The organism is Streptomyces sp. DSM 110735 (genome assembly GCF_016482685.1).
In the GTDB taxonomy this organism is placed as follows: domain Bacteria; phylum Actinomycetota; class Actinomycetes; order Streptomycetales; family Streptomycetaceae; genus Streptomyces.
In genome coordinates, this window is the sequence record NZ_JACYHF010000019.1 from 62,281 (window position 1) to 82,240 (window position 19,960).

General features: G+C 69.8%; 22 protein-coding genes. 2 read left to right on the forward strand and 20 right to left on the reverse strand.

Going from position 1 to position 19,960, the window contains the following annotated elements:
- Nucleotides 1–8: 8 nt before the first annotated feature.
- A complete protein-coding gene (locus IF655_RS24730; protein ID WP_199587316.1) occupies nt 9–581 on the forward strand; it encodes a cob(I)yrinic acid a,c-diamide adenosyltransferase in 573 nt (190 codons plus the stop codon).
- Nucleotides 582–645: 64 nt separating this feature from the next.
- Here the strand turns inward: IF655_RS24730 and IF655_RS24735 are convergent, their stop codons facing one another.
- Genes IF655_RS24735 through IF655_RS24750 form a run of 4 tightly spaced genes read right to left on the reverse strand, consistent with a single transcriptional unit; the run spans nt 646 to nt 3,499 of the window.
- Nucleotides 646–861, reverse strand: coding sequence for a hypothetical protein (locus tag IF655_RS24735; RefSeq protein WP_199587317.1), 216 nt, complete (start codon nt 859–861; stop codon nt 646–648).
- Nucleotides 861–1,274, reverse strand: a complete 414-nt coding sequence (locus IF655_RS24740; protein WP_199587318.1) for a hypothetical protein — start codon at nt 1,272–1,274, stop codon at nt 861–863. The genes IF655_RS24735 and IF655_RS24740 overlap by 1 nt, the downstream gene beginning before the upstream one ends.
- Before the next feature lie 54 nt (nt 1,275–1,328).
- Nucleotides 1,329–2,807 carry a sensor histidine kinase KdpD gene (locus tag IF655_RS31560; protein WP_199587319.1) on the reverse strand — a complete coding sequence of 493 codons (1,479 nt, stop codon included), beginning with the start codon at nt 2,805–2,807 and terminating at the stop codon, nt 1,329–1,331.
- Nucleotides 2,804–3,499, reverse strand: a complete 696-nt coding sequence (locus IF655_RS24750; RefSeq protein ID WP_199587320.1) for a response regulator transcription factor — start codon at nt 3,497–3,499, stop codon at nt 2,804–2,806. Before IF655_RS24750 ends, IF655_RS31560 begins: the two co-directional genes overlap by 4 nt.
- Before the next feature lie 184 nt (nt 3,500–3,683).
- Between IF655_RS24750 and IF655_RS24755 the strand changes: the two genes are divergently transcribed.
- On the forward strand, nt 3,684–5,510 hold the full coding sequence (locus IF655_RS24755; protein ID WP_199587321.1) for a glycoside hydrolase family 18 chitinase: 1,827 nt from the start codon (nt 3,684–3,686) through the stop codon (nt 5,508–5,510).
- A 24-nt stretch (nt 5,511–5,534) separates the two neighbouring features.
- Here IF655_RS24755 and IF655_RS24760 read toward each other — a convergent pair whose 3' ends face one another.
- The 16 genes from IF655_RS24760 to prmC all read right to left on the reverse strand — a co-directional run bounded on the left by IF655_RS24760 (nt 5,535) and on the right by prmC (nt 19,953).
- On the reverse strand, nt 5,535–5,981 hold the full coding sequence (locus tag IF655_RS24760) for a DUF2550 domain-containing protein (RefSeq protein WP_199587322.1): 447 nt from the start codon (nt 5,979–5,981) through the stop codon (nt 5,535–5,537).
- Nucleotides 5,982–6,155: 174 nt separating this feature from the next.
- The gene (locus IF655_RS24765; RefSeq protein ID WP_199587323.1) at nt 6,156–6,533 is read right to left on the reverse strand and encodes a F0F1 ATP synthase subunit epsilon; all 378 of its coding nucleotides are present in this window, start codon (nt 6,531–6,533) and stop codon (nt 6,156–6,158) included.
- Between the two features lie 141 nt (nt 6,534–6,674).
- Nucleotides 6,675–8,111, reverse strand: a complete 1,437-nt coding sequence (gene atpD / locus IF655_RS24770; protein WP_199587324.1) for a F0F1 ATP synthase subunit beta — start codon at nt 8,109–8,111, stop codon at nt 6,675–6,677.
- Entirely contained in the window at nt 8,112–9,029 is a 918-nt protein-coding gene (locus tag IF655_RS24775) for a F0F1 ATP synthase subunit gamma (protein ID WP_199587325.1), read from the reverse strand.
- Between the two features lie 21 nt (nt 9,030–9,050).
- Complete coding sequence (atpA, locus tag IF655_RS24780) at nt 9,051–10,643, reverse strand: F0F1 ATP synthase subunit alpha (RefSeq protein WP_199587326.1); 1,593 nt, start codon at nt 10,641–10,643, stop codon at nt 9,051–9,053.
- Between the two features lie 125 nt (nt 10,644–10,768).
- A complete protein-coding gene (locus IF655_RS24785; RefSeq protein ID WP_199587327.1) occupies nt 10,769–11,584 on the reverse strand; it encodes a F0F1 ATP synthase subunit delta in 816 nt (271 codons plus the stop codon).
- Nucleotides 11,581–12,126, reverse strand: a complete 546-nt coding sequence (locus tag IF655_RS24790; RefSeq protein ID WP_199587328.1) for a F0F1 ATP synthase subunit B — start codon at nt 12,124–12,126, stop codon at nt 11,581–11,583. Before IF655_RS24790 ends, IF655_RS24785 begins: the two co-directional genes overlap by 4 nt.
- Nucleotides 12,127–12,166: 40 nt before the next feature.
- Complete coding sequence (atpE, locus tag IF655_RS24795; protein ID WP_031181218.1) at nt 12,167–12,400, reverse strand: ATP synthase F0 subunit C; 234 nt, start codon at nt 12,398–12,400, stop codon at nt 12,167–12,169.
- 75 nt (nt 12,401–12,475) lie between these two features.
- Nucleotides 12,476–13,312: a F0F1 ATP synthase subunit A gene (atpB, locus tag IF655_RS24800; protein WP_199587329.1), complete on the reverse strand. Its 837-nt coding sequence runs from the start codon at nt 13,310–13,312 to the stop codon at nt 12,476–12,478.
- A gap of 210 nt (nt 13,313–13,522) precedes the next feature.
- Nucleotides 13,523–13,963: a hypothetical protein gene (locus tag IF655_RS24805; protein WP_199587330.1), complete on the reverse strand. Its 441-nt coding sequence runs from the start codon at nt 13,961–13,963 to the stop codon at nt 13,523–13,525.
- A gap of 397 nt (nt 13,964–14,360) precedes the next feature.
- Nucleotides 14,361–14,582: a hypothetical protein gene (locus tag IF655_RS24810; RefSeq protein ID WP_199587331.1), complete on the reverse strand. Its 222-nt coding sequence runs from the start codon at nt 14,580–14,582 to the stop codon at nt 14,361–14,363.
- Between the two features lie 314 nt (nt 14,583–14,896).
- Nucleotides 14,897–16,210 carry an MraY family glycosyltransferase gene (locus IF655_RS24815; protein ID WP_199587332.1) on the reverse strand — a complete coding sequence of 438 codons (1,314 nt, stop codon included), beginning with the start codon at nt 16,208–16,210 and terminating at the stop codon, nt 14,897–14,899.
- Between the two features lie 150 nt (nt 16,211–16,360).
- On the reverse strand, nt 16,361–17,599 hold the full coding sequence (glyA, locus tag IF655_RS24820) for a serine hydroxymethyltransferase (protein ID WP_199587333.1): 1,239 nt from the start codon (nt 17,597–17,599) through the stop codon (nt 16,361–16,363).
- Between the two features lie 104 nt (nt 17,600–17,703).
- The gene (locus tag IF655_RS24825; RefSeq protein WP_018544509.1) at nt 17,704–18,363 is read right to left on the reverse strand and encodes a low molecular weight phosphatase family protein; all 660 of its coding nucleotides are present in this window, start codon (nt 18,361–18,363) and stop codon (nt 17,704–17,706) included.
- 52 nt (nt 18,364–18,415) lie between these two features.
- Entirely contained in the window at nt 18,416–19,063 is a 648-nt protein-coding gene (locus tag IF655_RS24830; protein WP_018544508.1) for an L-threonylcarbamoyladenylate synthase, read from the reverse strand.
- A gap of 50 nt (nt 19,064–19,113) precedes the next feature.
- Complete coding sequence (gene prmC, locus IF655_RS24835; RefSeq protein WP_199587356.1) at nt 19,114–19,953, reverse strand: peptide chain release factor N(5)-glutamine methyltransferase; 840 nt, start codon at nt 19,951–19,953, stop codon at nt 19,114–19,116.
- Between the last annotated feature and the right edge of the window lie 7 nt (nt 19,954–19,960).

The following is a 19,960-nucleotide window of genomic DNA, read 5'->3' on the forward strand; positions in this document are numbered from 1 at the left end:
CTGGCCGCATGGTCAATCTGACGCGTATCTACACGAGGACCGGCGACCAGGGCACCACCGCCCTCGGCGACATGAGCCGGACCGCCAAGACGGATCTGCGGATCTCGGCGTATGCCGATGCCAACGAGGCGAACGCCGTGATCGGTACCGCGATCGCGTTGGGAGGGCTTGAGGAGGAGATCGTGACCGTCCTCACCCGGGTGCAGAACGATCTCTTCGACGTGGGCGCGGATCTGTCGACGCCGGTGGTGGAGAACCCTCAGTTCCCGCCGCTGAGGGTCGAGCAGTTCTACGTGGACCGCCTTGAGGCGGACTGCGACCGGTTCAACGAACGCCTGGAGAAGCTGCGGTCGTTCATCCTGCCGGGCGGCACCCCGGGCGCCGCTCTGCTGCACCAGGCGTGCACAGTCGTCCGGCGGGCGGAGCGGTCCACCTGGGCTGCCCTTGAGGTGCACGGCGACGCGATGAACCCGCTCACCGCGACCTACCTCAACCGCCTCTCCGACCTGCTGTTCATCCTGGCCCGCACGGCGAACAAGGAGACCGGGGACGTGCTGTGGGTACCGGGCGGGGAGCGCTGAGGCAGGGAACCGAGGGACACGAGAGAGGGTCGGGACGCCTGAGGTGTCCCGGCCCTCTCACGCGCTACTTGTCCGCGTCGCTCGTCGCGTCGCGGTCCGCCGCGGCGGCAGCCGACTCGGCGGCGTCGACCTTCTTCTTCATGTCCGCGTAGCCGGGCGGGGTCGCGGTGGCGGTCGCCGACGGGCTCCCGCTGCCCGGGGTCGTCGCGGCGTCGTCGTGGCCGCAGGCGGTGGCGAGGACCGCGAGCGCCGTCAGCAGGACGGCGGCGGCGACGCGCATCAGCTCCCCGCCTTGCCGTCGTCGTTCTTCGCGCACCAGTCCTTGACCGAGTTCAGGTCCTTCTGGCGCTGCTCCAGGCTGGTCCGCAGCGACTTGCGGAAGTCCAGCCGGTCCTGGAGGAAGGTGGCGACCTCGGAGTGGTCCGCCTTCTTGGCGTTGTCCACGCGCTGCTGGAGCCGCGCCACCGAGCCGCGCCGCGCCTTGCCCGCGTCCAGCCGCTTCAGGGCGCGGTGCAGCCGTCGGTCGATCTTGGGCACCCGCTTGCACAGCGTCTTGGCGCCGTCCCCGGTGGGTCCTGCGGCCTTCGGGGTGGGCGTGGCGTCGGCGGCCGAGGCGATCCCCGCCGAGCCCGCCAGGAGTGCCGCGGCCGCGAGTCCGGCCAGGAGGGTGCGGGCCTGGGGTCGTATGGGCATGTGCCTCTCCTTCGCTTCCGGGGCGGCCGGTCCGGCCGTCCGTCGCGGAAGAAGCTAGGAGGCTTCTTTGGGGAAACTCTGTGACCGGTTCGTCCCGCCCGTACCGCCGTGGGGCGCGGTGCCGATCAGCCAGTCCCGGCGCCCCGGTCGACCCGTGCCGCCGAGCGGCAGCCGTACCTCGAAGCGCGTCCCCGCGCCGTCCGGACCGTCGGCGATACCCACGCTCCCCCGGTGCAGCGCCGTCTGCTGGGCGACGAGGGTGAGACCGAGACCGGAGCCCGTGCTGTCCGGGCCGCGCCGGAACCGCTCGAAGACCCGCTGCCGGGACTCGGGCGGTATGCCGGGTCCCCGGTCGGTCACGGTGAGGACGGCGTCGTTCCCGGCGCGGTGCGCGCTCACCCGTATCCGGGCGGCACCCCTCGCGTCGCGCCCGTGGGCCAGCGCGTTGGCGAGCAGGTTGTCCAGCAGCAGCCGCAGCCCCGGCTCCCAGCCGTGCACGGACAGTCCCGGCTCCGCGTCCAGGGTGATCCCGGCGTCCCGGTCCCGGCGGCGCGCCTCGGCCACGGACGCGTCGGCGACGTCCCCGAGGTCCACGGGCGCGAAGGTCTCCGCCTCCACCAGGTCGCCCCGCCCCAGCTCCCGCAGCATCACCAGCAGACCGAGCAGCCGGGCGTGTTCGATCCTGAGGTCCGCCAGCACCTCCTCGCGGTCGCCGTCGGGCAGCCCGGGGAAGCCGAGGATGTCGAGGTTGGTGCCCATGCTCATCAGCGGGGTGCGCAGTTCGTGCGCGGCGGCGGAGGAGAAGGAGCGGGCGGTGTCCAGCGCCTCGGCGGTGCGCGCCGCCTGCTCGTCGTAGCGGGCGAGGACGGTGCGCAGGGTGGCGGCCAGCTCGTCCACCTCGGTGACCCCGGTGCGCTCCTGCCCGGGGCGGTCCCCGCTGGTGCGCGGGTCGAGCCCGGCAGTACGGCGCGTCAGGCGCCGCAGCGGGGCGCTCGCACCGCTCGCGACGCCCCAGGCGAGCAGCCCGGACAGCGGCGCGGCGAGCAGCGCGGTCAGCACCACCCGGCGCCGCACCAACCGGACCTGGGCGCGGCTCGCGGTGTCGGGCGCGAAGACCCAGAGCGTGCCGCGCGCGCTCCCGGCGCGGACCGTCCGCGCCAGGACCTGCCAGGCGCGCCCGCCGTCCCGGACGGTGACCGGTCCGGCGCCGGGCGCGGGCAGCCGGACCGAGCCGCCGGGCTGCGGACCGCCGCTGAAGGAGGTGCCCGCGCCCTCGACGCGTACGCCCACGTCGAGGGCGGCGCTGAACAGCTTCCGCTCGCGCACGTCGGCGACCCGGGGGCGCCCGTTCGCGGAGGCGCGCAGCAGGGCGCGGGCGTCGGGGGCGATGGCGGTCGCCCGCTGCCGCAGATGCTCGGTGCCCGCCCCGCGCAGATCGCGCGCGACCAGGTGCAGCAGCAGCCACCCCGAGGCGAGCACGAGCAGCGGCACGGTGCAGCCGACGGCGATGCCGACCCGGGTGGAGAGCTTCACGGCGTCTCCCTGAGGACGAAGCCGACGCCGCGCACGGTGTGGATCAGCCGGGACGCGCCGCCCGCCTCCAGCTTGCGCCGCAGATAGCTGACGAAGGTGTCCACGGCGTCGGTGCGCACCTCGAAGTCGTAGCCCCAGACGCGTTCCAGGAGCTGGTCGCGGGTGAGGACGAGACCGGCGTTGCGGGCGAGCACCTCCAGGAGTGCGAACTCGCGCCGGGTCAGCTCCATTTGGCGTCCGTCCCGCTCGGCGGTGTGGGCGGCGGGGTCGATCACGAGCCCCGCCGCGCGCAGCAGTTCGCGGTCGGCGGGCGGGCTGCGACGCAGCAGGGCGCGCAGCCGGAGCACCAGCTCCTGGAGGGCGAAGGGCTTGACGAGGTAGTCGTCGCCGCCCGCCTGGAGTCCGGCGATGCGGTCGGCGGTCTCGTCCAGCGCGGAGAGCATGAGCACGGGCAGTTCGCGACCCTCGGCACGCAGCCGGGAGCACACCTGGATGCCGCTGAGCCCGGGCATCGACACGTCGAGCACCAGCACGTCCGGCGGTTCCTCGGTGACGGCGGCGAGCGCGCGGCTGCCGTCGGGGGCGGTGCGCACCGCGAAGCCGTTCAGCCGGAGCCCGCGTTCCAGGGAGCGGCGGATCGCCGCGTCGTCGTCGACCACCAGGACCGTCCCGGAACGTGGTGCGTCACCCATGCGCTCTCCTCATCCAACCAACGTATGGGAGAGGGGAGTTGAGAATTTCCCCGACTTCCCTCCCATATGGTCCAGACCTATTGACCGGTGGTCCAGACCTTTCTATTCTCGCGGCAGCATGGGCGTGAAGGCTCAGTCATGCCCCCCATGCCTCCTGACACCCCCAATACGAGGGAGGCGCAGTATGCGCTTCAGACTCAGAGCCGCGGCCGCAGCCGCGACCCTGGTGCTCCCCCTGGCCGGCCTGGTCGGCATCGCCACTCCCGCGCAAGCCGCGACGAACGTGACGGCAACCTACGTCAAGACCCAGGACTGGGGCACCGGCTTCGAAGGCAAGTGGACCGTCAAGAACACCGGTTCCACCGCCATCGACTCCTGGAAGATCGAGTGGGACTTCCCCTCGGGCACGTCCGTCTCCTCCGCCTGGGACGCCGACGTCACGTCCTCCGGCACCCACTGGACCGCCAAGAACAAGTCCTACAACGGCGCGGTCGCCCCCGGCGCCTCGGTCTCGTTCTCCTTCAACGGCGCGGGCTCCGGCTCCCCGTCCAACTGCAAGCTCAACGGCGACAGTTGCGACGGCACCACGGTCCCGGGAGACGCGGCGCCCTCCGCGCCGGGCACCCCGACCGCCTCCGAGGTCAAGGACACCTCGGTCAAGCTGTCCTGGTCGGCAGCCACCGACGACAAGGGCGTCAAGAACTACGACGTCCTGCGCGACGGCACCAAGGTCGCCACCGTCACCACGACCTCGTACACCGACACCGGGCTGAGCGCGGGCACCGACTACTCGTACACCGTGCAGGCCCGTGACACCGCCGACCAGACCGGTCCGGTCAGCGGCTCCGTCGCGGTGCACACCACCGGCGGCGGCACCAACCCGCCGCCCGCCACCGGCGACAAGGTCAAGCTCGGCTACTTCACCGAGTGGGGCATCTACGGCCGCAACTACAACGTCAAGAACATCGTGACGTCCGGCTCCGCCTCCAAGATCACGCACATCAACTACGCCTTCGGCAACGTCACCGGCGGCAAGTGCGCGATCGGCGACTCCTACGCCGACTACGACAAGGCGTTCACCGCCGACCAGTCGGTCAGCGGCCAGGCCGACACCTGGGACCAGCCGCTGCGCGGCAACTTCAACCAGCTCCGCGAGCTGAAGGCCAAGTACCCGAACATCAAGGTGCTGTGGTCCTTCGGCGGCTGGACCTGGTCCGGCGGCTTCGGCGAGGCGGCCAAGAACCCCGCCGCGTTCGCCCAGTCCTGCTACGACCTGGTCAAGGACCCCCGGTGGGCCGATGTCTTCGACGGCATCGACATCGACTGGGAGTACCCCAACGCCTGCGGTCTGTCCTGTGACACCAGCGGCGCGGCGGCGTTCAAGAACGTCGTCTCGGCGCTGCGCTCCAAGTTCGGCTCCAGCGCCCTGGTGACCGCCGCGGTCACCGCGGACGGCTCCAGCGGCGGCAAGATCGAGGCCGCGGACTACGCGGGCGCCTCCCAGTACGTCAACTGGTACAACGTGATGACGTACGACTTCTTCGGCGCCTTCGACGCCCAGGGTCCGACCGCCCCGCACTCCCCGCTCACCTCGTACAACGGCATCCCGAAGGCGGGCTTCACCACCGCCGACGCGATGGCCAAGTACAAGGCGGCGGGCGTCCCCGCGAGCAAGCTGCTCATCGGCATCGGCTTCTACGGCCGCGGCTGGACCGGCGTCACCCAGGACGCCCCGGGCGGCACCGCCACCGGCGCGGCACCGGGCACCTACGAGGCCGGCATCGAGGACTACAAGGTCCTCAAGGGCTCCTGCCCGGTCACCGGCACGATCGCGGGCACGGCCTACGCGCACTGCGGCAGCAACTGGTGGTCCTACGACACCCCGTCGACCATCGCCGGAAAGATGAGCTGGGCCAAGAACCAGGGTCTGGGCGGCGCGTTCTTCTGGGACTTCAGCGGAGACACCAGCAACGGTGAACTCGTGACGGCCGTGAACAGCGGTCTGTCGTAAGGAAGTACGAGGGGTCGCCAGACCCTAAGCGACGTTGACGCGCTGTCCGGGCGGGGCTGCCTCAAGCCAAGCGAGAAACCCGGTCAGCGCGTCTTCGCTCATCGCGAGTTCCAGCCGGGTGCCCTGGTGGACGCAGGCGAGGATCACCGCGTCGGACAGCAGAGCCAGCTCCTCCTCGCCCTCGGGCAGCCGGCGCCCGGCCACCTCGATGCGGGAGCGCTCCAGGACGCGGCGCGGGCGCAGCGCGTAGGAGAAGACCCGGTACCACTCGATGCGGTCGCCGTTGTAGCGGGCGACGCCGTAGCTCCAGCCCTTGCCGCTGGTGTCCGCCTCCGTGGAGACGTCCCAGCGCAGCGAACAGTCGAAGGTGCCGCCGGAGCGCTGGATCAGCCTGCGGCGCAGACCGAACAGGAACAATCCCACCAGCACGAGCGCCACCACGGCTCCGCACACAGTCAGAGCGAGGACCATCGACACCGACCTCCTCGTCTTCCTGGTAGGGGTACTGCGGACGACACCAGGTAATGAAACCGCAGTGCCAGGTAATGGAACCGGAAAAACACCCGTATTCGCCACAGCCGCGACCGGCACCGGAATGTTCCGGGCCGGCCGCGGCTGAATGACATGGTCACACGGCGCGGTGGGTCACTTCGCCGCGGTCGCCGTCCGCAGACGGACATCGGCGCGCCGCTCGGCGTCCGCGTCGTCGTCCGCCTTCGCGCGCTCCAGCTCCCGCTCGACGCGCTGGACGTCGATCTCCTCCGCCAGCTCGGCGACCTCGGCCAGCAGCGACAGCTTGTCGTCCGCGAACGAGATGAAACCGCCGTGCACCGCGGCGACGACGGTCCCGCCGTCGCTCGTGCGGATGGTCACCGGGCCCGACTCCAGCACACCGAGCAGCGGCTGGTGACCGGGCATGACGCCGATGTCGCCGGACGTGGTGCGCGCGACGACCAGGGTGGCCTCGCCGGACCAGACCTGGCGGTCGGCGGCGACCAGCTCGACGTGCAGCTCAGCAGCCAAGGTTGGCTCCTCGGGTCACCACCCGGCGGTAGTGCCGGGTGTTGGGGTCAATTCTAAAGGGCGTGAAGGAGGGGGCGGGACGGACCCCGCCCCCTCCTCGAAGAGCACGAGCTCAAGAGCACAGGCTCAAGAGCGCGGGACTCAGGAGACGCCCAGCTCCTTCGCGTTCTTCTTCAGGTCCTCGATACCACCGCACATGAAGAACGCCTGCTCCGGGAAGTGGTCGAACTCACCGTCGCAGATCATGTTGAACGCGCGGATCGTCTCCTCCACCGGAACGTCCGAACCGTCCACGCCGGTGAACTGCTTGGCGACGTGGGTGTTCTGGGACAGGAAGCGCTCCACACGACGGGCACGGTGGACGACGAGCTTGTCCTCCTCGCCCAGCTCGTCGATACCGAGGATCGCGATGATGTCCTGGAGGTCCTTGTACTTCTGCAGGATGTTCTTGACGCGCATCGCACAGTCGTAGTGGTCCTGCGCGATGTAGCGCGGGTCCAGGATCCGGGACGTGGAGTCCAGCGGGTCCACGGCCGGGTAGATGCCCTTCTCGGAGATCGGACGGGAGAGAACCGTCGTCGCGTCGAGGTGGGCGAACGTGGTGGCCGGGGCCGGGTCGGTCAGGTCGTCCGCGGGGACGTAGATCGCCTGCATCGAGGTGATCGAGTGACCGCGGGTCGACGTGATGCGCTCCTGGAGGAGACCCATCTCGTCGGCCAGGTTCGGCTGGTAACCCACGGCGGACGGCATACGGCCGAGCAGCGTGGAGACCTCGGAACCGGCCTGCGTGAAGCGGAAGATGTTGTCGATGAAGAACAGCACGTCCTGCTTCTGGACGTCACGGAAGTACTCGGCCATGGTGAGGCCGGCCAGCGCGACGCGCAGACGGGTGCCCGGGGGCTCGTCCATCTGACCGAAGACCAGGGCGGTCTTGTCGATGACGCCCGAGTCGGTCATCTCCGCGATGAGGTCGTTGCCCTCACGGGTGCGCTCGCCGACACCGGCGAACACGGAGACACCGTCGTGGTTGTTGGCGACGCGGTAGATCATCTCCTGGATGAGCACCGTCTTGCCGACACCGGCACCGCCGAACAGACCGATCTTGCCGCCCTTGACGTACGGGGTCAGCAGGTCGATGACCTTGACGCCGGTCTCGAACATCTCGGTCTTCGACTCGAGCTCGTCGAAGTTCGGGGCCTTGCGGTGGATGGACCAGCGCTCGCCCTCGTGCTTCTCCTCGGAGTTCAGCACCTCACCGAGGGTGTTGAACACCTTGCCCTTGGTGAAGTCACCGACCGGGACGGTGATGCCGTCGCCCGTGTCGGTCACCGCGGCCTGGCGGACCAGACCGTCGGTGGGCTGCATGGAGATGGTGCGGACCAGGCCGTCACCCAGGTGCTGGGCGACCTCCAGGGTCAGCGTCTTCTTCTCGCCCGCCCGCGCCGGGTCGGCGACCTCGACGGTCAGGGCGTTGTAGATGTCCGGCATCGCGTCGACGGGGAACTCCACGTCGACGACCGGGCCGATGACCCGGGCGACGCGGCCCGTAGCCGTCGCGGTCTCAACAGTGGTGGTCATTTATCGGTCACTCCCCGAGCTCGCGTCGGCCAGGGCACTGGCGCCACCGACGATCTCGCTGATTTCCTGGGTGATTTCGGCCTGGCGGGCCGCGTTGGCAAGACGGGAGAGCGTGTTGATCAGCTCACCCGCGTTGTCGGTGGCCGACTTCATCGCGCGCCGCGTGGCGGCGTGCTTCGAAGCGGCCGACTGGAGCATCGCGTTGTAGATGCGGCTCTCCACATACCGCGGCAGCAGGGCGTCGAGGACGTCCTCCGCCGAGGGCTCGAAGTCGTACAGCGGGAGGATCTCCCCCTGGGGGGCGGTCTCCTTGGCGACCTCGTCGAGACGCAGCGGAAGCAGCCGCTGGGCGACCGCCGTCTGCGTCATCATCGACACGAACTCGGTGTAGACGAGGTACAGCTCGTCCACGCCGCCTTCCGAGTCGGGGGTCTCGATGGCGTTGATCAGCGGCTCGGCGACCTTCTTGGCGTCCGCGTACGTCGGCTCGTCGGTGAAGCCCGTCCACGACTCCGCGACCTTGCGCTCGCGGAAGTTGTAGTGGGCGATACCGCGCCGGCCGACGATGAACGTCTCGACCTGCTTGCCCTCGCGCTCAAGGCGCTCGGTGAGCTGCTCGGCCGCCTTGATCGCGTTGGAGTTGAAGGCGCCGGCCAGACCGCGGTCGCTCGAGAGGAGCAGGACCGCGGCACGGGTCGGGTTCTCCGCCTCCGTGGTCAGCGGGTGCTTGGTGTTCGACCCGGTGGCCACCGCCGTGACGGCGCGCGTGAGCTCGTCCGCGTACGGCTTGGAGGCGGCCACCTTGCGCTGCGCCTTGACGACGCGCGAGGCGGCGATCATCTCCATCGCCTTGGTGATCTTCTTGGTCGCGGTGACGGATCGGATGCGACGCTTGTAGACCCGGAGCTGGGCTCCCATGAGTCAGGTCCCTTCCTTACGTCACTTGGCGGCAGTGGCGGGGGTGTCCTCGCCGAGCAGCTTGCCCTCGGAGGTCTCGAACTGCTTCTTGAACTCCGCGATCGCGTCACCGATGCCCTGCAGGGTGTCGTCCGACATCTTGCCGCCCTCGCGGATCGACGTCATCAGACCCTGGTGCTTGCGGTGCAGGAACTCCAGGAGCTCCTTGTCGAAGCGGCGCACGTCGTCGACCGGAACGTCGTCCATGCGACCCGTACCACCGGCCCAGATCGAGACGACCTGGTCCTCGGTGGACATCGGCTGGTACTGGTTCTGCTTGAGCAGCTCGGTCATGCGGGTACCGCGCTCGAGCTGGTTCTTCGACGCCTGGTCCAGGTCGGAACCGAAGGCGGCGAACGCCTCCAGCTCGCGGTACTGGGCGAGGTCCACGCGCAGTCGGCCGGAGACCTGCTTCATCGCCTTGTGCTGCGCGGAACCACCGACTCGGGAGACGGAGATACCGACGTTCAGCGCGGGGCGCTGACCGGCGTTGAACAGGTCCGACTCCAGGAAGCACTGGCCGTCGGTGATGGAGATGACGTTGGTCGGGATGAACGCCGAGACGTCGTTGGCCTTGGTCTCGACGATCGGCAGACCGGTCATCGAGCCGGCACCCATGTCGTCGGAGAGCTTCGCGCAGCGCTCCAGGAGACGGGAGTGCAGGTAGAAGACGTCACCCGGGTACGCCTCACGGCCCGGCGGGCGGCGCAGCAGCAGGGAGACGGCGCGGTAGGCGTCGGCCTGCTTCGACAGGTCGTCGAAGACGATCAGGACGTGCTTGCCCTGGTACATCCAGTGCTGGCCGATGGCCGAACCGGTGTACGGCGCCAGGTACTTGAAGCCGGCCGGGTCGGACGCCGGGGCGGCGACGATGGTCGTGTACTCCAGCGCGCCGTTCTCCTCCAGCGCGCGGCGCACGCCGGCGATGGTGGAGCCCTTCTGGCCGACGGCGACGTAGATGCAGCGGACCTGCTTCTTCGGGTCGCCCGAGCGCCAGTTGTCGCGCTGGTTGATGATCGTGTCGACGGCCAGGGCGGTCTTGCCGGTCTGGCGGTCACCGATGATGAGCTGACGCTGACCGCGGCCGACCGGGGTCATCGCGTCGACGGCCATGTAGCCCGTCTCCATCGGCTCGTGCACCGACTGGCGCTGCATGACCGTGGGGGCCTGCAGCTCAAGGGCGCGGCGGCCGTCGGTCTCGACCTCGCCGAGGCCGTCGATCGGCTTGCCGAGCGGGTCGACGACACGGCCGAGGTAGCCGTCGCCGACCGGCACGGAGAGCACCTCGCCGGTGCGGTGCACCGGCTGGCCCTCCTCGATGCCGCTGAACTCACCGAGGACGATGGCACCGATCTCGCGCTCCTCGAGGTTGAGGGCGAGGCCGAGGGTGCCGTCCTCGAACTTCAGCAGTTCGTTGGCCATGGCCGAGGGCAGGCCCTCGACCTTCGCGATGCCGTCGCCGGCAAGGGTGACCGTACCGACCTCCTCGCGCGAGGCCGCGTCCGGCTTGTACGACTGGACAAAGTTCTCCAGCGCGTCCCGGATCTCCTCCGGCCGGATCGTGAGCTCCGCCATCTGGGTTCCCTGCTCTCCTTGTTGGGCCCGAAGTTTCACTTGGGGGGATGGGGACTCCCCCCTGAACGAGGTGAATCCTCTGCACGGCCCAACCAGGGCCGTAGGTACGTCTTGCGTGTTGAGTTCTAGCTCGCCATGCGGCGGCCGGCGTCTTCCAGCCGGTCCGCGATGGAGCCGTTGATGACCTCGTCACCGACCTGCACGCGCAGTCCGCCGACGACGTCGGGGTCCACGTCCAGGTTGAGGTGCATCCGGCGGCCGTAGAGCTTCGCCAGGGCGTCGCCCAGACGTCGCTTCTGCGGGTCGCTCAGCGGCACCGCGGAGGTGACCGTGGCCACCAGCCGGTCCCGGCGCTCCGCGGCCAGCTTGGACAGGGACTCCAGTCCCGCTTCCAGGCTACGTCCACGCGGCGCGGTGACGAGGCGCGTGACCAGACGCTCGGTGACGGGCTTGGCCCGTCCGCCGAGCAGCCGGTGCAGCAGTTCGGCCTTGGCCGAGGCGCTCGCGGCCCGGTCGGTCAGCGCGGCCCGCAGGGCGGTGTCGGAGGAGACGATCCGGCCGAACCGGAACAGCTCGTCCTCGACCTCGTCGAGCGTGCCGTCCTTCTCCGCCGCGGTGAGGTCGGCGATGTTCGCCAGTTCCTCGATCGCGTCCACCAGGTCGCGGGGCTGCGACCAGCGGGAGCGGGCCATCCCGGCCACCAGGTCGGCGGTCTGACCGCTCACCTGGCCGCCGATCAGGCGCTGCACCAGCTCGGCCTTGGCCTCAGCGGGCTGCGCCGGGTCGGTGAGGACCCGGCGCAGGCCGGCCTCGCGGTCGAGCAGCGCGGTGACGGCCGCCAGCTCGTCGGCGAGCTGCGCGGCGTTCACGGACGTGGAGTCCGTCAGCGCGTCGAGACGCTCCCGTGCGGCAGCCAGTGCCTCGCGGCTCGCTCCGTTCATCGCGTGGCCTCGGCCTTCTCGTCAAGCTCGTCGAGGAAGCGGTCGATCACACGGCTCTGCCGGGCGTGGTCCTCGAGGGACTCGCCGACGAGCTTGCCGGCCAGTTCCGTGGCGAGGGTGCCGACGTCCTGGCGCAGCGCGGCGGAAGCGGCCTTGCGGTCCGCCTCGATCTGGGCGTGACCGGCGGCGATGATCTCCTCGCGCTGACGCTGGCCCTCGGCCCGCATCTCCGCGATGAGCTCCGCGCCCTGCTCCTGAGCCTCCTGGCGCAGCCGCGCGGCCTCGTGCCGAGCCTCGGCGAGCTGGGCCTTGTACTGCTCAAGGACGCTCTGGGCCTCGGTCTGCGCGGCCTCGGCCTTCTCGATACCGCCTTCGATGGCCTCGCGGCGCTGCTCCAGAACCTTGTTGATGTTCGGGAGCAGCTTCCAGGCGAGGAAGCCGAAGACGATGACGAAGGCGATCAGGCCGATGACGAGCTCTGGGATCGGCGGGATGAGGGGGTTTTCGGCCTCCTCAGCCGCAAGCTGAACCAGGGGGCTCATATCAGTGCCTTTCGTCTAATGGGCTGTCGTGAACCGACGATTACTTGCCGTAGACGAACGGCATGACCAGACCGATCAGGGCGAGCGCCTCACAGAAGGCGAAGCCGAGGATCTGGTTGGCGCGGATCAGGCCGGCCGCCTCGGGCTGACGGGCAAGCGCCTGGGTGCCGTTACCGAAGATGATGCCGACGCCGACGCCGGGGCCGATCGCGGCAAGACCGTAACCGATGGAGCCGAGGGAGCCGGAAACAGCAGCAGCAAGGGTCTGGGACATGCCAGTTCTTCCTTTTCTTTACGGACCGGTGGGGTTGGTCACCGGACGAACAGGGGGAGCGGGACGAGAAGAGGCTCAGTGGTGCTCAGCGAGTGCGCCCTGGATGTAGCTGCACGTCAGGAGCACGAAGACATATGCCTGCAGAGCCTGGATGAAGAGCTCGAAGGCCGTCATCACGATGGTCATGATGAAGGAGACACCGGAGTAGGCGATGCCGATGCCGTTCAGCATGTACCAGCTGGCGAGCGTGAAGAGCAGCAGCAGCGTGTGACCCGCGAACATGTTCGCGAAGAGTCGCACGGCGTGCGTGAAGGGGCGGACGAGGAGGTTCGAGAAGAACTCGATGACCATCGCCAGCGGGAGCACCGGGCCGAGCGACTTGTCGTAGCCGGTGAAGTTCTTGAAGGCACCGACGAACCCGTGCCGCTTGAAGGTCAGCGAGACCCACAGGATGTAGACGATGAGCGCCAGGACCGCGGGGTACGAGATGATCGCGGTGACCGGGAACTGCGCGACCGGGATGATCGACCAGAGGTTCATCATCCAGACGAAGAAGAAGAGCGAGACGACGAGAGGTACGTACTTCTCGCCTTCCTTCTTTCCGATCGTCTCGTAGACGACGCCGCGCCGGATGAAGTCGTAGCCGGACTCGGCGATCATCTGGAGCTTGCCCGGGACAACCTTCGGCCGGGCGAAAGCGGCCCAGAAGAAGGCCACGATGATGATGGAACCGAGCAGCGCCAGCAGCATCGTCTTGTTGAAGTACAGGTTGCTGTCCGCGTCGCCCCAGAGCGGCTTGAACAGGAACGAGTGCAGGCCCGGAGCCGGGAAGCCGCACCCGGAGAACAGGTGGCAGCTCGTGTCGAAAGCGAGCGTCTGCGTCGGATCAGCACTCACCGCGGGCTCCTTCATCGTGGCGCATGGGTACGGCAACCTCGTTGTGTCGGCGCGGCACGAAGCCGCGGTTCGGCACGGGACTGGTGGTTCGGATGTGGGGGCGGCTCGGGGGCATCTCGCCTCGCGATGGAACAGGCGTCAGCTCGGATGCCCGCGTCCGCGATGCCGCAGTTGGCACCGGACGATAGCAGGATCTCGCGTGTGCCTTTATTCCGGCCCTACCTCTCACGACGAGTGCCCTGTCTTCTCGGGCTTGTCGCCCTTCGACGAGGCATCAGGTTCGACGTAGAGGGTCTTGGCCTTCATGTGCGCGCGCGTCTGCGCGGCGGTCCAAGTGAGCGTGCAGACCACGATCCCGATGGCGAAGGCCCGCGGATTGAACGCCGTCGTGTCCTTGAACACGGCGATGAACATGATCACCAGCAGGAGCTGGGCCGCGTAGAGCATCAGACCCATCATCTGGAACAGATGGGGAAGTGACTTGGCGGTGCGCTGCAGCACGAAGAGACCAAGCCCCATGAGAGCGCTGACCAACAGCGTCGCGACGACTGCCCCGATGGCTCCCTTGCCCCCCGCGACCACACCGCTGACGACGGTGGCGATCGCACCGACGGCAGCCGTGGGCACGGCGGCCTGGGCCAGAATCCGGACGTCATTGGACGGCATGGCGGCAACTCCGCTTTCACAGGGGGCAGGTGTCGTCATGGACGAGCGTAGTCCCGGGCAGAGCGATCGATTACTCACACCAATGGACCGTCGCATTACGGTCCTTCGGTTCTCTCCGGGGTTCTCGTGAACCGTATCACAAACTATTTGATGAGGTCTTTACCCACCTGGTGTGCCCGGAGTCACACATGAGGGTGACGCTGCGCGTCTGTGCAAAAACCGCGCCTACTTGTCTGATATTGGGGGACTTTGCTCCCCCACGAGTTGGCAATGCTCTAGTCAGATTCTTACCTTGCGAGCGCCTCCGGCAACGCGACGAGCGCCCCCGGAAAGGGCCTTGGCGGGCCTTTCCGGGGACGCTCGGGCATGACTCAGTCGGCCCTCACGACCGGCACGGTCAGCAGGTCACGACCTTGTCGTAGTCCACCCACGGCTGCGAGGACGTGAGCAGGGCGGCGTCGACGGTGGTCTCCTGGACCTTGACACAGCTCGGCACGGCCCCTTGGGCGACCCGCACGACCTTGGCGCCCTGCGGCGCGGCCACGGCCTCCGTAGTGGCGAATCCGAGCGAACCGCTGAGCGCCACGACGGCGACGCCCGCTGCTGCGAACTTGCGCATGGTCTACCTCCATTCACGAGCGAATGGGGCGGCACCGGTCTGGTCATGACCGGCGCCTCAATTCCCCCTGGCGCGCCCATTTCTGGCAATGGGAATCACCCGCGCACCAGCGGTTACTTGCGCATCAGCCGTGCCCTTGCGTCCCAAAATCCACTTGCCCCGCGAAGGGCGCATGGGCGCGAACGTGAAGATCAGCAACATGCCTGGTGGAGGAGGTTCCACGGCGCGGGGTCCGGAAAAACCCCTGGTCCGGACCACGACGGCGTTCGTCTCAAAGTCGAACAGGCTCGCTCTCGGCCGTCCGCGTCAACGCGTCACCGCCGCGGACGGCTGCCGATCGCGGTCGCGCCGTTGACGGTCGGGGCCCCCGAGGCGACAGCGACCCGTTCCCCGGCCTCCGCCTCCCGCTCCGCCTCCGGGGCGGCCGGCGCGTCCTGGGCCCCGGCAGCCCCCCGGCGGCGTCTGCGGTAGCGCGGTGGGACGAAGTGCTCCGCCCAGCGGGGGGTGCGGGGGGTGAAGCGTGGGAGGAGCAGGAGGACGAGGCCGATGGCGCTGAGGAAGACGACGCTCAGGACGATCCACATGGACGCCGAGTTGACCGAGTAGGCCAGGGCGCCGAAGCCGATCAGCGCGGACCAGAAGTACATGATGAGCACGGCCCGGCTGTGCGAGTGGCCGACCTCCAGCAGGCGGTGGTGCAGATGCCCGCGGTCCGCGGCGAACGGCGACTGACCGCGCCAGGTGCGGCGCACGATCGCGAGGACCAGATCGGCGGCGGGGATCGCGATGATGGTCAGCGGCATCAGGAGCGGGATGTAGACCGGCACCATCTGGTGCACCGCGCTGCGCTCGGAACCGCCCGCGAACAGCTCCATGTTGTCGGGGTCGATCTGACCGGTCACCGAGATCGCGCCCGCCGCGAGGACCAGCCCGATGAGCATGGAGCCGGAGTCGCCCATGAAGATGCGCGCGGGATGCATGTTGTGCGGCAGGAAGCCCACGCACATGCCCATGAGGATGGCGGCGAACAGCGTCGCCGGGGCAGCCGCCTCGATGCCGTAGGAGTACCAGATCCGGTAGGCGTACATGAAGAACGCGCCCGCCGCGATGCACACCATGCCCGCCGCGAGACCGTCGAGACCGTCCACGAAGTTGACCGCGTTGATGGTGACGACCACCAGCGCCACCGTCAGCAGGGTGCCCTGCCACTGGGTCACCGCGACCGTGCCGATGCCCGGGACCGGGAGCCAGAGGATCGTCAGACCCTGCATGACCATCACGCCCGCGGCGATCATCTGACCGCCGAGCTTGATCAGGGCGTCGATCTCGAACTTGTCGTCCAGGACGCCGATCAGCCAGATCAGGGCGGCTCCGGAGAGCAGCGCGCGCGGCTCGTTGGAGCGGACGAAGACCTCGTTCAGGCTGCCGAGGTGGTCCGCGACCAGCAGCCCCGCGCACAGTCCGAAGAACATCGCGATGCCGCCGAGGCGCGGAGTGGGTTCGCGGTGCACGTCACGTGCCCGGATCTCCGGCATCGCCCCGGCCACGATCGTGAACTTCCGTACCGGTCCCGTCAGGAGGTACGTCACCGCGGCCGTGACACAGAGCGTCAGCAGGTATTCACGCACGGGCTTCCCCACAGATCTCGCTGGCCATCACAGCCCCACACCCTAGCGAGCGGGGCATACGGATGAGGACTTCCGGGTAGTGACGATGGTTGCACCACCCCCTGTGCACCACCCGCTCACCGGACCGTACGGCCTACCGTCTACCCCTGCTCAGGCGGGGTAGGGCGAAAACGCGCCAGTCAGCTCGCGCACCTCGATGCGCGCGGCGCCGGGAGCGATGTCACCCCGCACGACGCCCGCCAGCAGCGCGGCAATGCGGTCCATCTCCCGCTCCCCCATCCCCTGCGTCGTCACCGCGGCGGTGCCCAGGCGCAGCCCCCGCTCCTGGGTGTGCGGCAGCGGGCAGCAGTCGAGGACGAGACCCGCGGCGGCGAGCAGTCCGCGCGCGGTGCGTCCGTCCTCGCCGAGCGGCGCCGGGTCGACGGTGATCAGGTGGGTGTCGGTGCCCCCGGTGGTGACGGTGAACCCCTCGGCGGCCAGGTGCTCCGCGAGCACCCGGGCGTTGGCGACGACCTGATGGGCGTAGACCGCGAAGGCGGGCGTCGCCGCCTCCCCGAACGCGGCTGCCTTGGCGGCGACGACGTTCATCTGCGCGCCGCCCTGGGTGAAGGGGAACACCGCCCGGTCCACCCGCCCGGCGAGCGCGCGGCCGCACAGGAGGAGACCGCCGCGCGGTCCGCGCAGCACCTTGTGCGTGGTCGCGCACACGATGTCGGCGTACGGCACCGGGTTCGGCGCCGCTCCCCCGGCGACCAGACCGATCGGATGCGCCGCGTCCACGATCAGACAGGCGCCCACCTCGTCGGCGACCTCGCGGAAGAAGGCGTGGTCGAAGTGGCGGGAGTAGGCGATCGAGCCGCACACGACGGCCTTGGGGCGGTGTGCGCGGGCCAGGCGGCGTACCTCGTCGTGGTCGACGAGCCCGGTCTCGGGGTCGAGACCGTAGGCGACGAAGTCGAACCAGCGGCCGGAGAGGTGTGCGGGCGAGCCGTGGCTGAGATGACCGCCGTCGGGCAGCCCGAGGGCGAGGACGGTGTCGCCGGGGCGCAGCAGGGCGGCGTAGGCGGCGAGCACGGCCGAGGAGCCGGTGTGCGGCTGGACGTTGGCGTGCTCGGCGCCGAACAGCTCCCGGGCCCGCTCGGCGGCGAGGTGCTCGGCGGCGTCGGCGAGGGCGCAGCCGCCGTGGTAGCGGGTGCCCGGGTAGCCCTCGGCGTACTTGTTGGCCAGCGGGGAGCCGAGCGCGGCGAGGACGGCCGGGGAGGCGAAGTTCTCGGCGGCGCTGAGCTGGAGCGTGGTCGACTGCCGGTCCAGCTCGCCCCGCAGGATGTCGGCCAGCTCCGGGTCCTGGCGGCGCAGGACGTCCGGGTCCAGGGCGGGGGTGACCGGCATGAAGGGCTCCGGCGGTCGGAAGTGGACTTACGTCCAATGTAGGCCCGGGGCGGAAGGGGCGCTCGGCCGCTCCGCCCCGGTTCCGCTTCCGCGGCGGGGCGGGGTCACATGTGCGCGGGGACGCCGGTCAGCGCGGTGACGACCGGGTCCAGGGCGTCCCGTATCTCGTCCCCGATGGAACGGAAGAAGGGCAGCGGGGCGCCGTAGGGGTCGTACACCTCGTCCGCCTCGGCGGTCGGGGCGAGCAGCCAGCCGCGCAGCGCGGCGGCGGCCCGCACCAGGGCGCGGGCGCGCAGCACGACGCCGTCCTCCAGGGGCGGCAGCGTGGCCGGATCTATCGCCCGCACCAGGCGGGTGAACTCCTTCAGCGTGAAGGTGCGCAGCCCCGCGGAGTGGCCCATGGAGATGACCTGGGCGCGGTGGTCGCGGGTGGCGGTCAGCACGAGGTCGGCCATGATGACGTGCTCGTCCAGCAGCTCGCGTCCGGTGAACCCGGCCGCGTCCGCGCCGAACTCGGCCAGCACGGTCTCCGCGTTCTCCTCCATGGGCGCGCCCTCGTGCCCCCAGGTTCCGGCGCTCTCCACGATCAGACCGCCGCCGAGCACGCCGAGCCGCTCCGCCACGAGGTGCCGGGTCAGCCGCTCGGTGATGGGCGAGCGGCAGACGTTGCCGGTGCTGACGTGGAGGATGCGGAAGGTGTCGCGCGGAAACCCGAAGGTGGTGGTCTGCTCCGCCGCGCTCTCCCCGCCGCCTATGCCGCGCATGGGGTGACCCCCTGCTCGGGCGGGACGGTGAGGACGGGGGGCTCGGGGGACGTCAATTCGCCACCTCAAGGTCGGGTACGACCTTGCGCAGCTCCTCCGGGGAGATGGCGCCCGCGCGCAGCAGCACCGGGACGTCGCGGGAGACGTCCACGATGGAGGAGGGCACGTTGCCCGGGGTGGGACCGCCGTCGAGGTAGACGGAGACGGAGTCGCCGAGCATCTGCTGGGCGGCGTCGCAGGTCTCCGGGGCGGGGTGGCCGGTGAGGTTGGCGGAGGAGACGGCCATGGGACCGAACTCGGTGAGCAGCTCGATGGCGACCGGGTGCAGCGGCATCCGGACGGCGACGGTGCCCCGGGTGTCCCCGAGGTCCCACTGCAGGGACGGCTGGTGCCGGGCGACCAGGGTGAGCGCGCCGGGCCAGAAGGCGTCGACCAGGTCCCACGCCTTCTCGGAGAAGTCCGTGACGAGACCGTGCAGGGTGTTCGGGGAGCCGATGAGCACGGGAGTGGGCATGTTGCGGCCCCGGCCCTTGGCGGCGAGGAGGTCGGCGACGGCCTCGGAGGAGAACGCGTCGGCGCCGATGCCGTAGACCGTGTCGGTCGGCAGCACCACCAGTTCGCCGCGACGGACGGCGGACGCGGCCTCGCGCAGACCCGTCACACGGTCGGTCGCGTCGTTGGTGTCGTATCGCCGTGCCATCTAGCGGGCCTCCTCGTACGGGTACTGCGGGGATGAAGTCGGGTGCGTGCTCACGGCATCGCCTTGCGGGCGGTCGCGAAGCGCGGGCGGTTGTTGAGGTCGGGGTGGTCGGCCGCGTCGGCCCAGCCCCGCTCCTCGGTGAAGATCCACGGCACCTGGCCGCCCTGGGTGTCGGCGTGCTCGACGACGACGACTCCGCCGGGGCGCAGCAGCCGGTGCGCGGTGCGCTCCAGACCGCGGATGAGGTCGAGACCGTCCTCGCCGGAGAAGAGGGCGAGGTCGGGGTCGTAGTCGCGCGCCTCCGGGGCGACGTACTCCCACTCGGTGAGCGGGATGTACGGCGGGTTGGAGACGACGAGGTCGACCTGGCCGTCGAGGTCCGGGAAGGCGGTCAGGGCGTCGCCCTGGCGCAGATCGACCCTGGACCCCTCCATGTTCTTGCGGGTCCACCGCAGGGCGTCCTCGGACAGCTCCACGGCGTGGACGCGCGAGCGCGGCACCTCCTGGGCGAGGGCGAGCGCGATGGCGCCGGAGCCGGTGCACAGGTCGACGATGCAGGGCTCGACCACGTCCATGGCGCGCACCGCGTCTATGGCCCAGCCGACGACCGACTCGGTCTCGGGGCGGGGCACGAAGACGCCGGGTCCGACCTGGAGCTCCAGATAGCGGAAGTAGGCGCGTCCGGTGATGTGCTGGAGCGGTTCGCGCTGCTCGCGGCGGGCGACGACCTCCCAGTAGCGGGCGTCGAAGTCGGCGTCCTTCACGGAGTGGAGCTGGCCGCGCTTGACGCCGTGCACGAACGCCGCGAGTTCCTCGGCGTCGTTGCGCGGCGAGGGCACACCGGCGTCGGCCAGCCGCTGGGTGGCCTGGGCCACCTCCGCGAGCAGCACGCTGCGG

What these genes read in the sequence shown, in the direction of transcription:
- IF655_RS24730 (WP_199587316.1), top strand. Translation starts at nt 9, where the DNA reads ATGGTCAATCTGACGCGTATCTACACGAGGACCGGCGACCAGGGCACC.
- IF655_RS24735 (WP_199587317.1), bottom strand. Translation starts at nt 861, where the DNA reads ATGCGCGTCGCCGCCGCCGTCCTGCTGACGGCGCTCGCGGTCCTCGCC.
- IF655_RS24740 (WP_199587318.1), bottom strand. Translation starts at nt 1,274, where the DNA reads ATGCCCATACGACCCCAGGCCCGCACCCTCCTGGCCGGACTCGCGGCC.
- IF655_RS24750 (WP_199587320.1), bottom strand. Translation starts at nt 3,499, where the DNA reads ATGGGTGACGCACCACGTTCCGGGACGGTCCTGGTGGTCGACGACGAC.
- IF655_RS24755 (WP_199587321.1), top strand. Translation starts at nt 3,684, where the DNA reads ATGCGCTTCAGACTCAGAGCCGCGGCCGCAGCCGCGACCCTGGTGCTC.
- IF655_RS24760 (WP_199587322.1), bottom strand. Translation starts at nt 5,981, where the DNA reads ATGGTCCTCGCTCTGACTGTGTGCGGAGCCGTGGTGGCGCTCGTGCTG.
- atpD (WP_199587324.1), bottom strand. Translation starts at nt 8,111, where the DNA reads ATGACCACCACTGTTGAGACCGCGACGGCTACGGGCCGCGTCGCCCGG.
- IF655_RS24775 (WP_199587325.1), bottom strand. Translation starts at nt 9,029, where the DNA reads ATGGGAGCCCAGCTCCGGGTCTACAAGCGTCGCATCCGATCCGTCACC.
- atpA (WP_199587326.1), bottom strand. Translation starts at nt 10,643, where the DNA reads ATGGCGGAGCTCACGATCCGGCCGGAGGAGATCCGGGACGCGCTGGAG.
- IF655_RS24785 (WP_199587327.1), bottom strand. Translation starts at nt 11,584, where the DNA reads ATGAACGGAGCGAGCCGCGAGGCACTGGCTGCCGCACGGGAGCGTCTC.
- IF655_RS24790 (WP_199587328.1), bottom strand. Translation starts at nt 12,126, where the DNA reads ATGAGCCCCCTGGTTCAGCTTGCGGCTGAGGAGGCCGAAAACCCCCTC.
- atpE (WP_031181218.1), bottom strand. Translation starts at nt 12,400, where the DNA reads ATGTCCCAGACCCTTGCTGCTGCTGTTTCCGGCTCCCTCGGCTCCATC.
- atpB (WP_199587329.1), bottom strand. Translation starts at nt 13,312, where the DNA reads ATGAAGGAGCCCGCGGTGAGTGCTGATCCGACGCAGACGCTCGCTTTC.
- IF655_RS24805 (WP_199587330.1), bottom strand. Translation starts at nt 13,963, where the DNA reads ATGCCGTCCAATGACGTCCGGATTCTGGCCCAGGCCGCCGTGCCCACG.
- IF655_RS24810 (WP_199587331.1), bottom strand. Translation starts at nt 14,582, where the DNA reads ATGCGCAAGTTCGCAGCAGCGGGCGTCGCCGTCGTGGCGCTCAGCGGT.
- glyA (WP_199587333.1), bottom strand. Translation starts at nt 17,599, where the DNA reads ATGCCGGTCACCCCCGCCCTGGACCCGGACGTCCTGCGCCGCCAGGAC.
- IF655_RS24825 (WP_018544509.1), bottom strand. Translation starts at nt 18,363, where the DNA reads ATGCGCGGCATAGGCGGCGGGGAGAGCGCGGCGGAGCAGACCACCACC.
- IF655_RS24830 (WP_018544508.1), bottom strand. Translation starts at nt 19,063, where the DNA reads ATGGCACGGCGATACGACACCAACGACGCGACCGACCGTGTGACGGGT.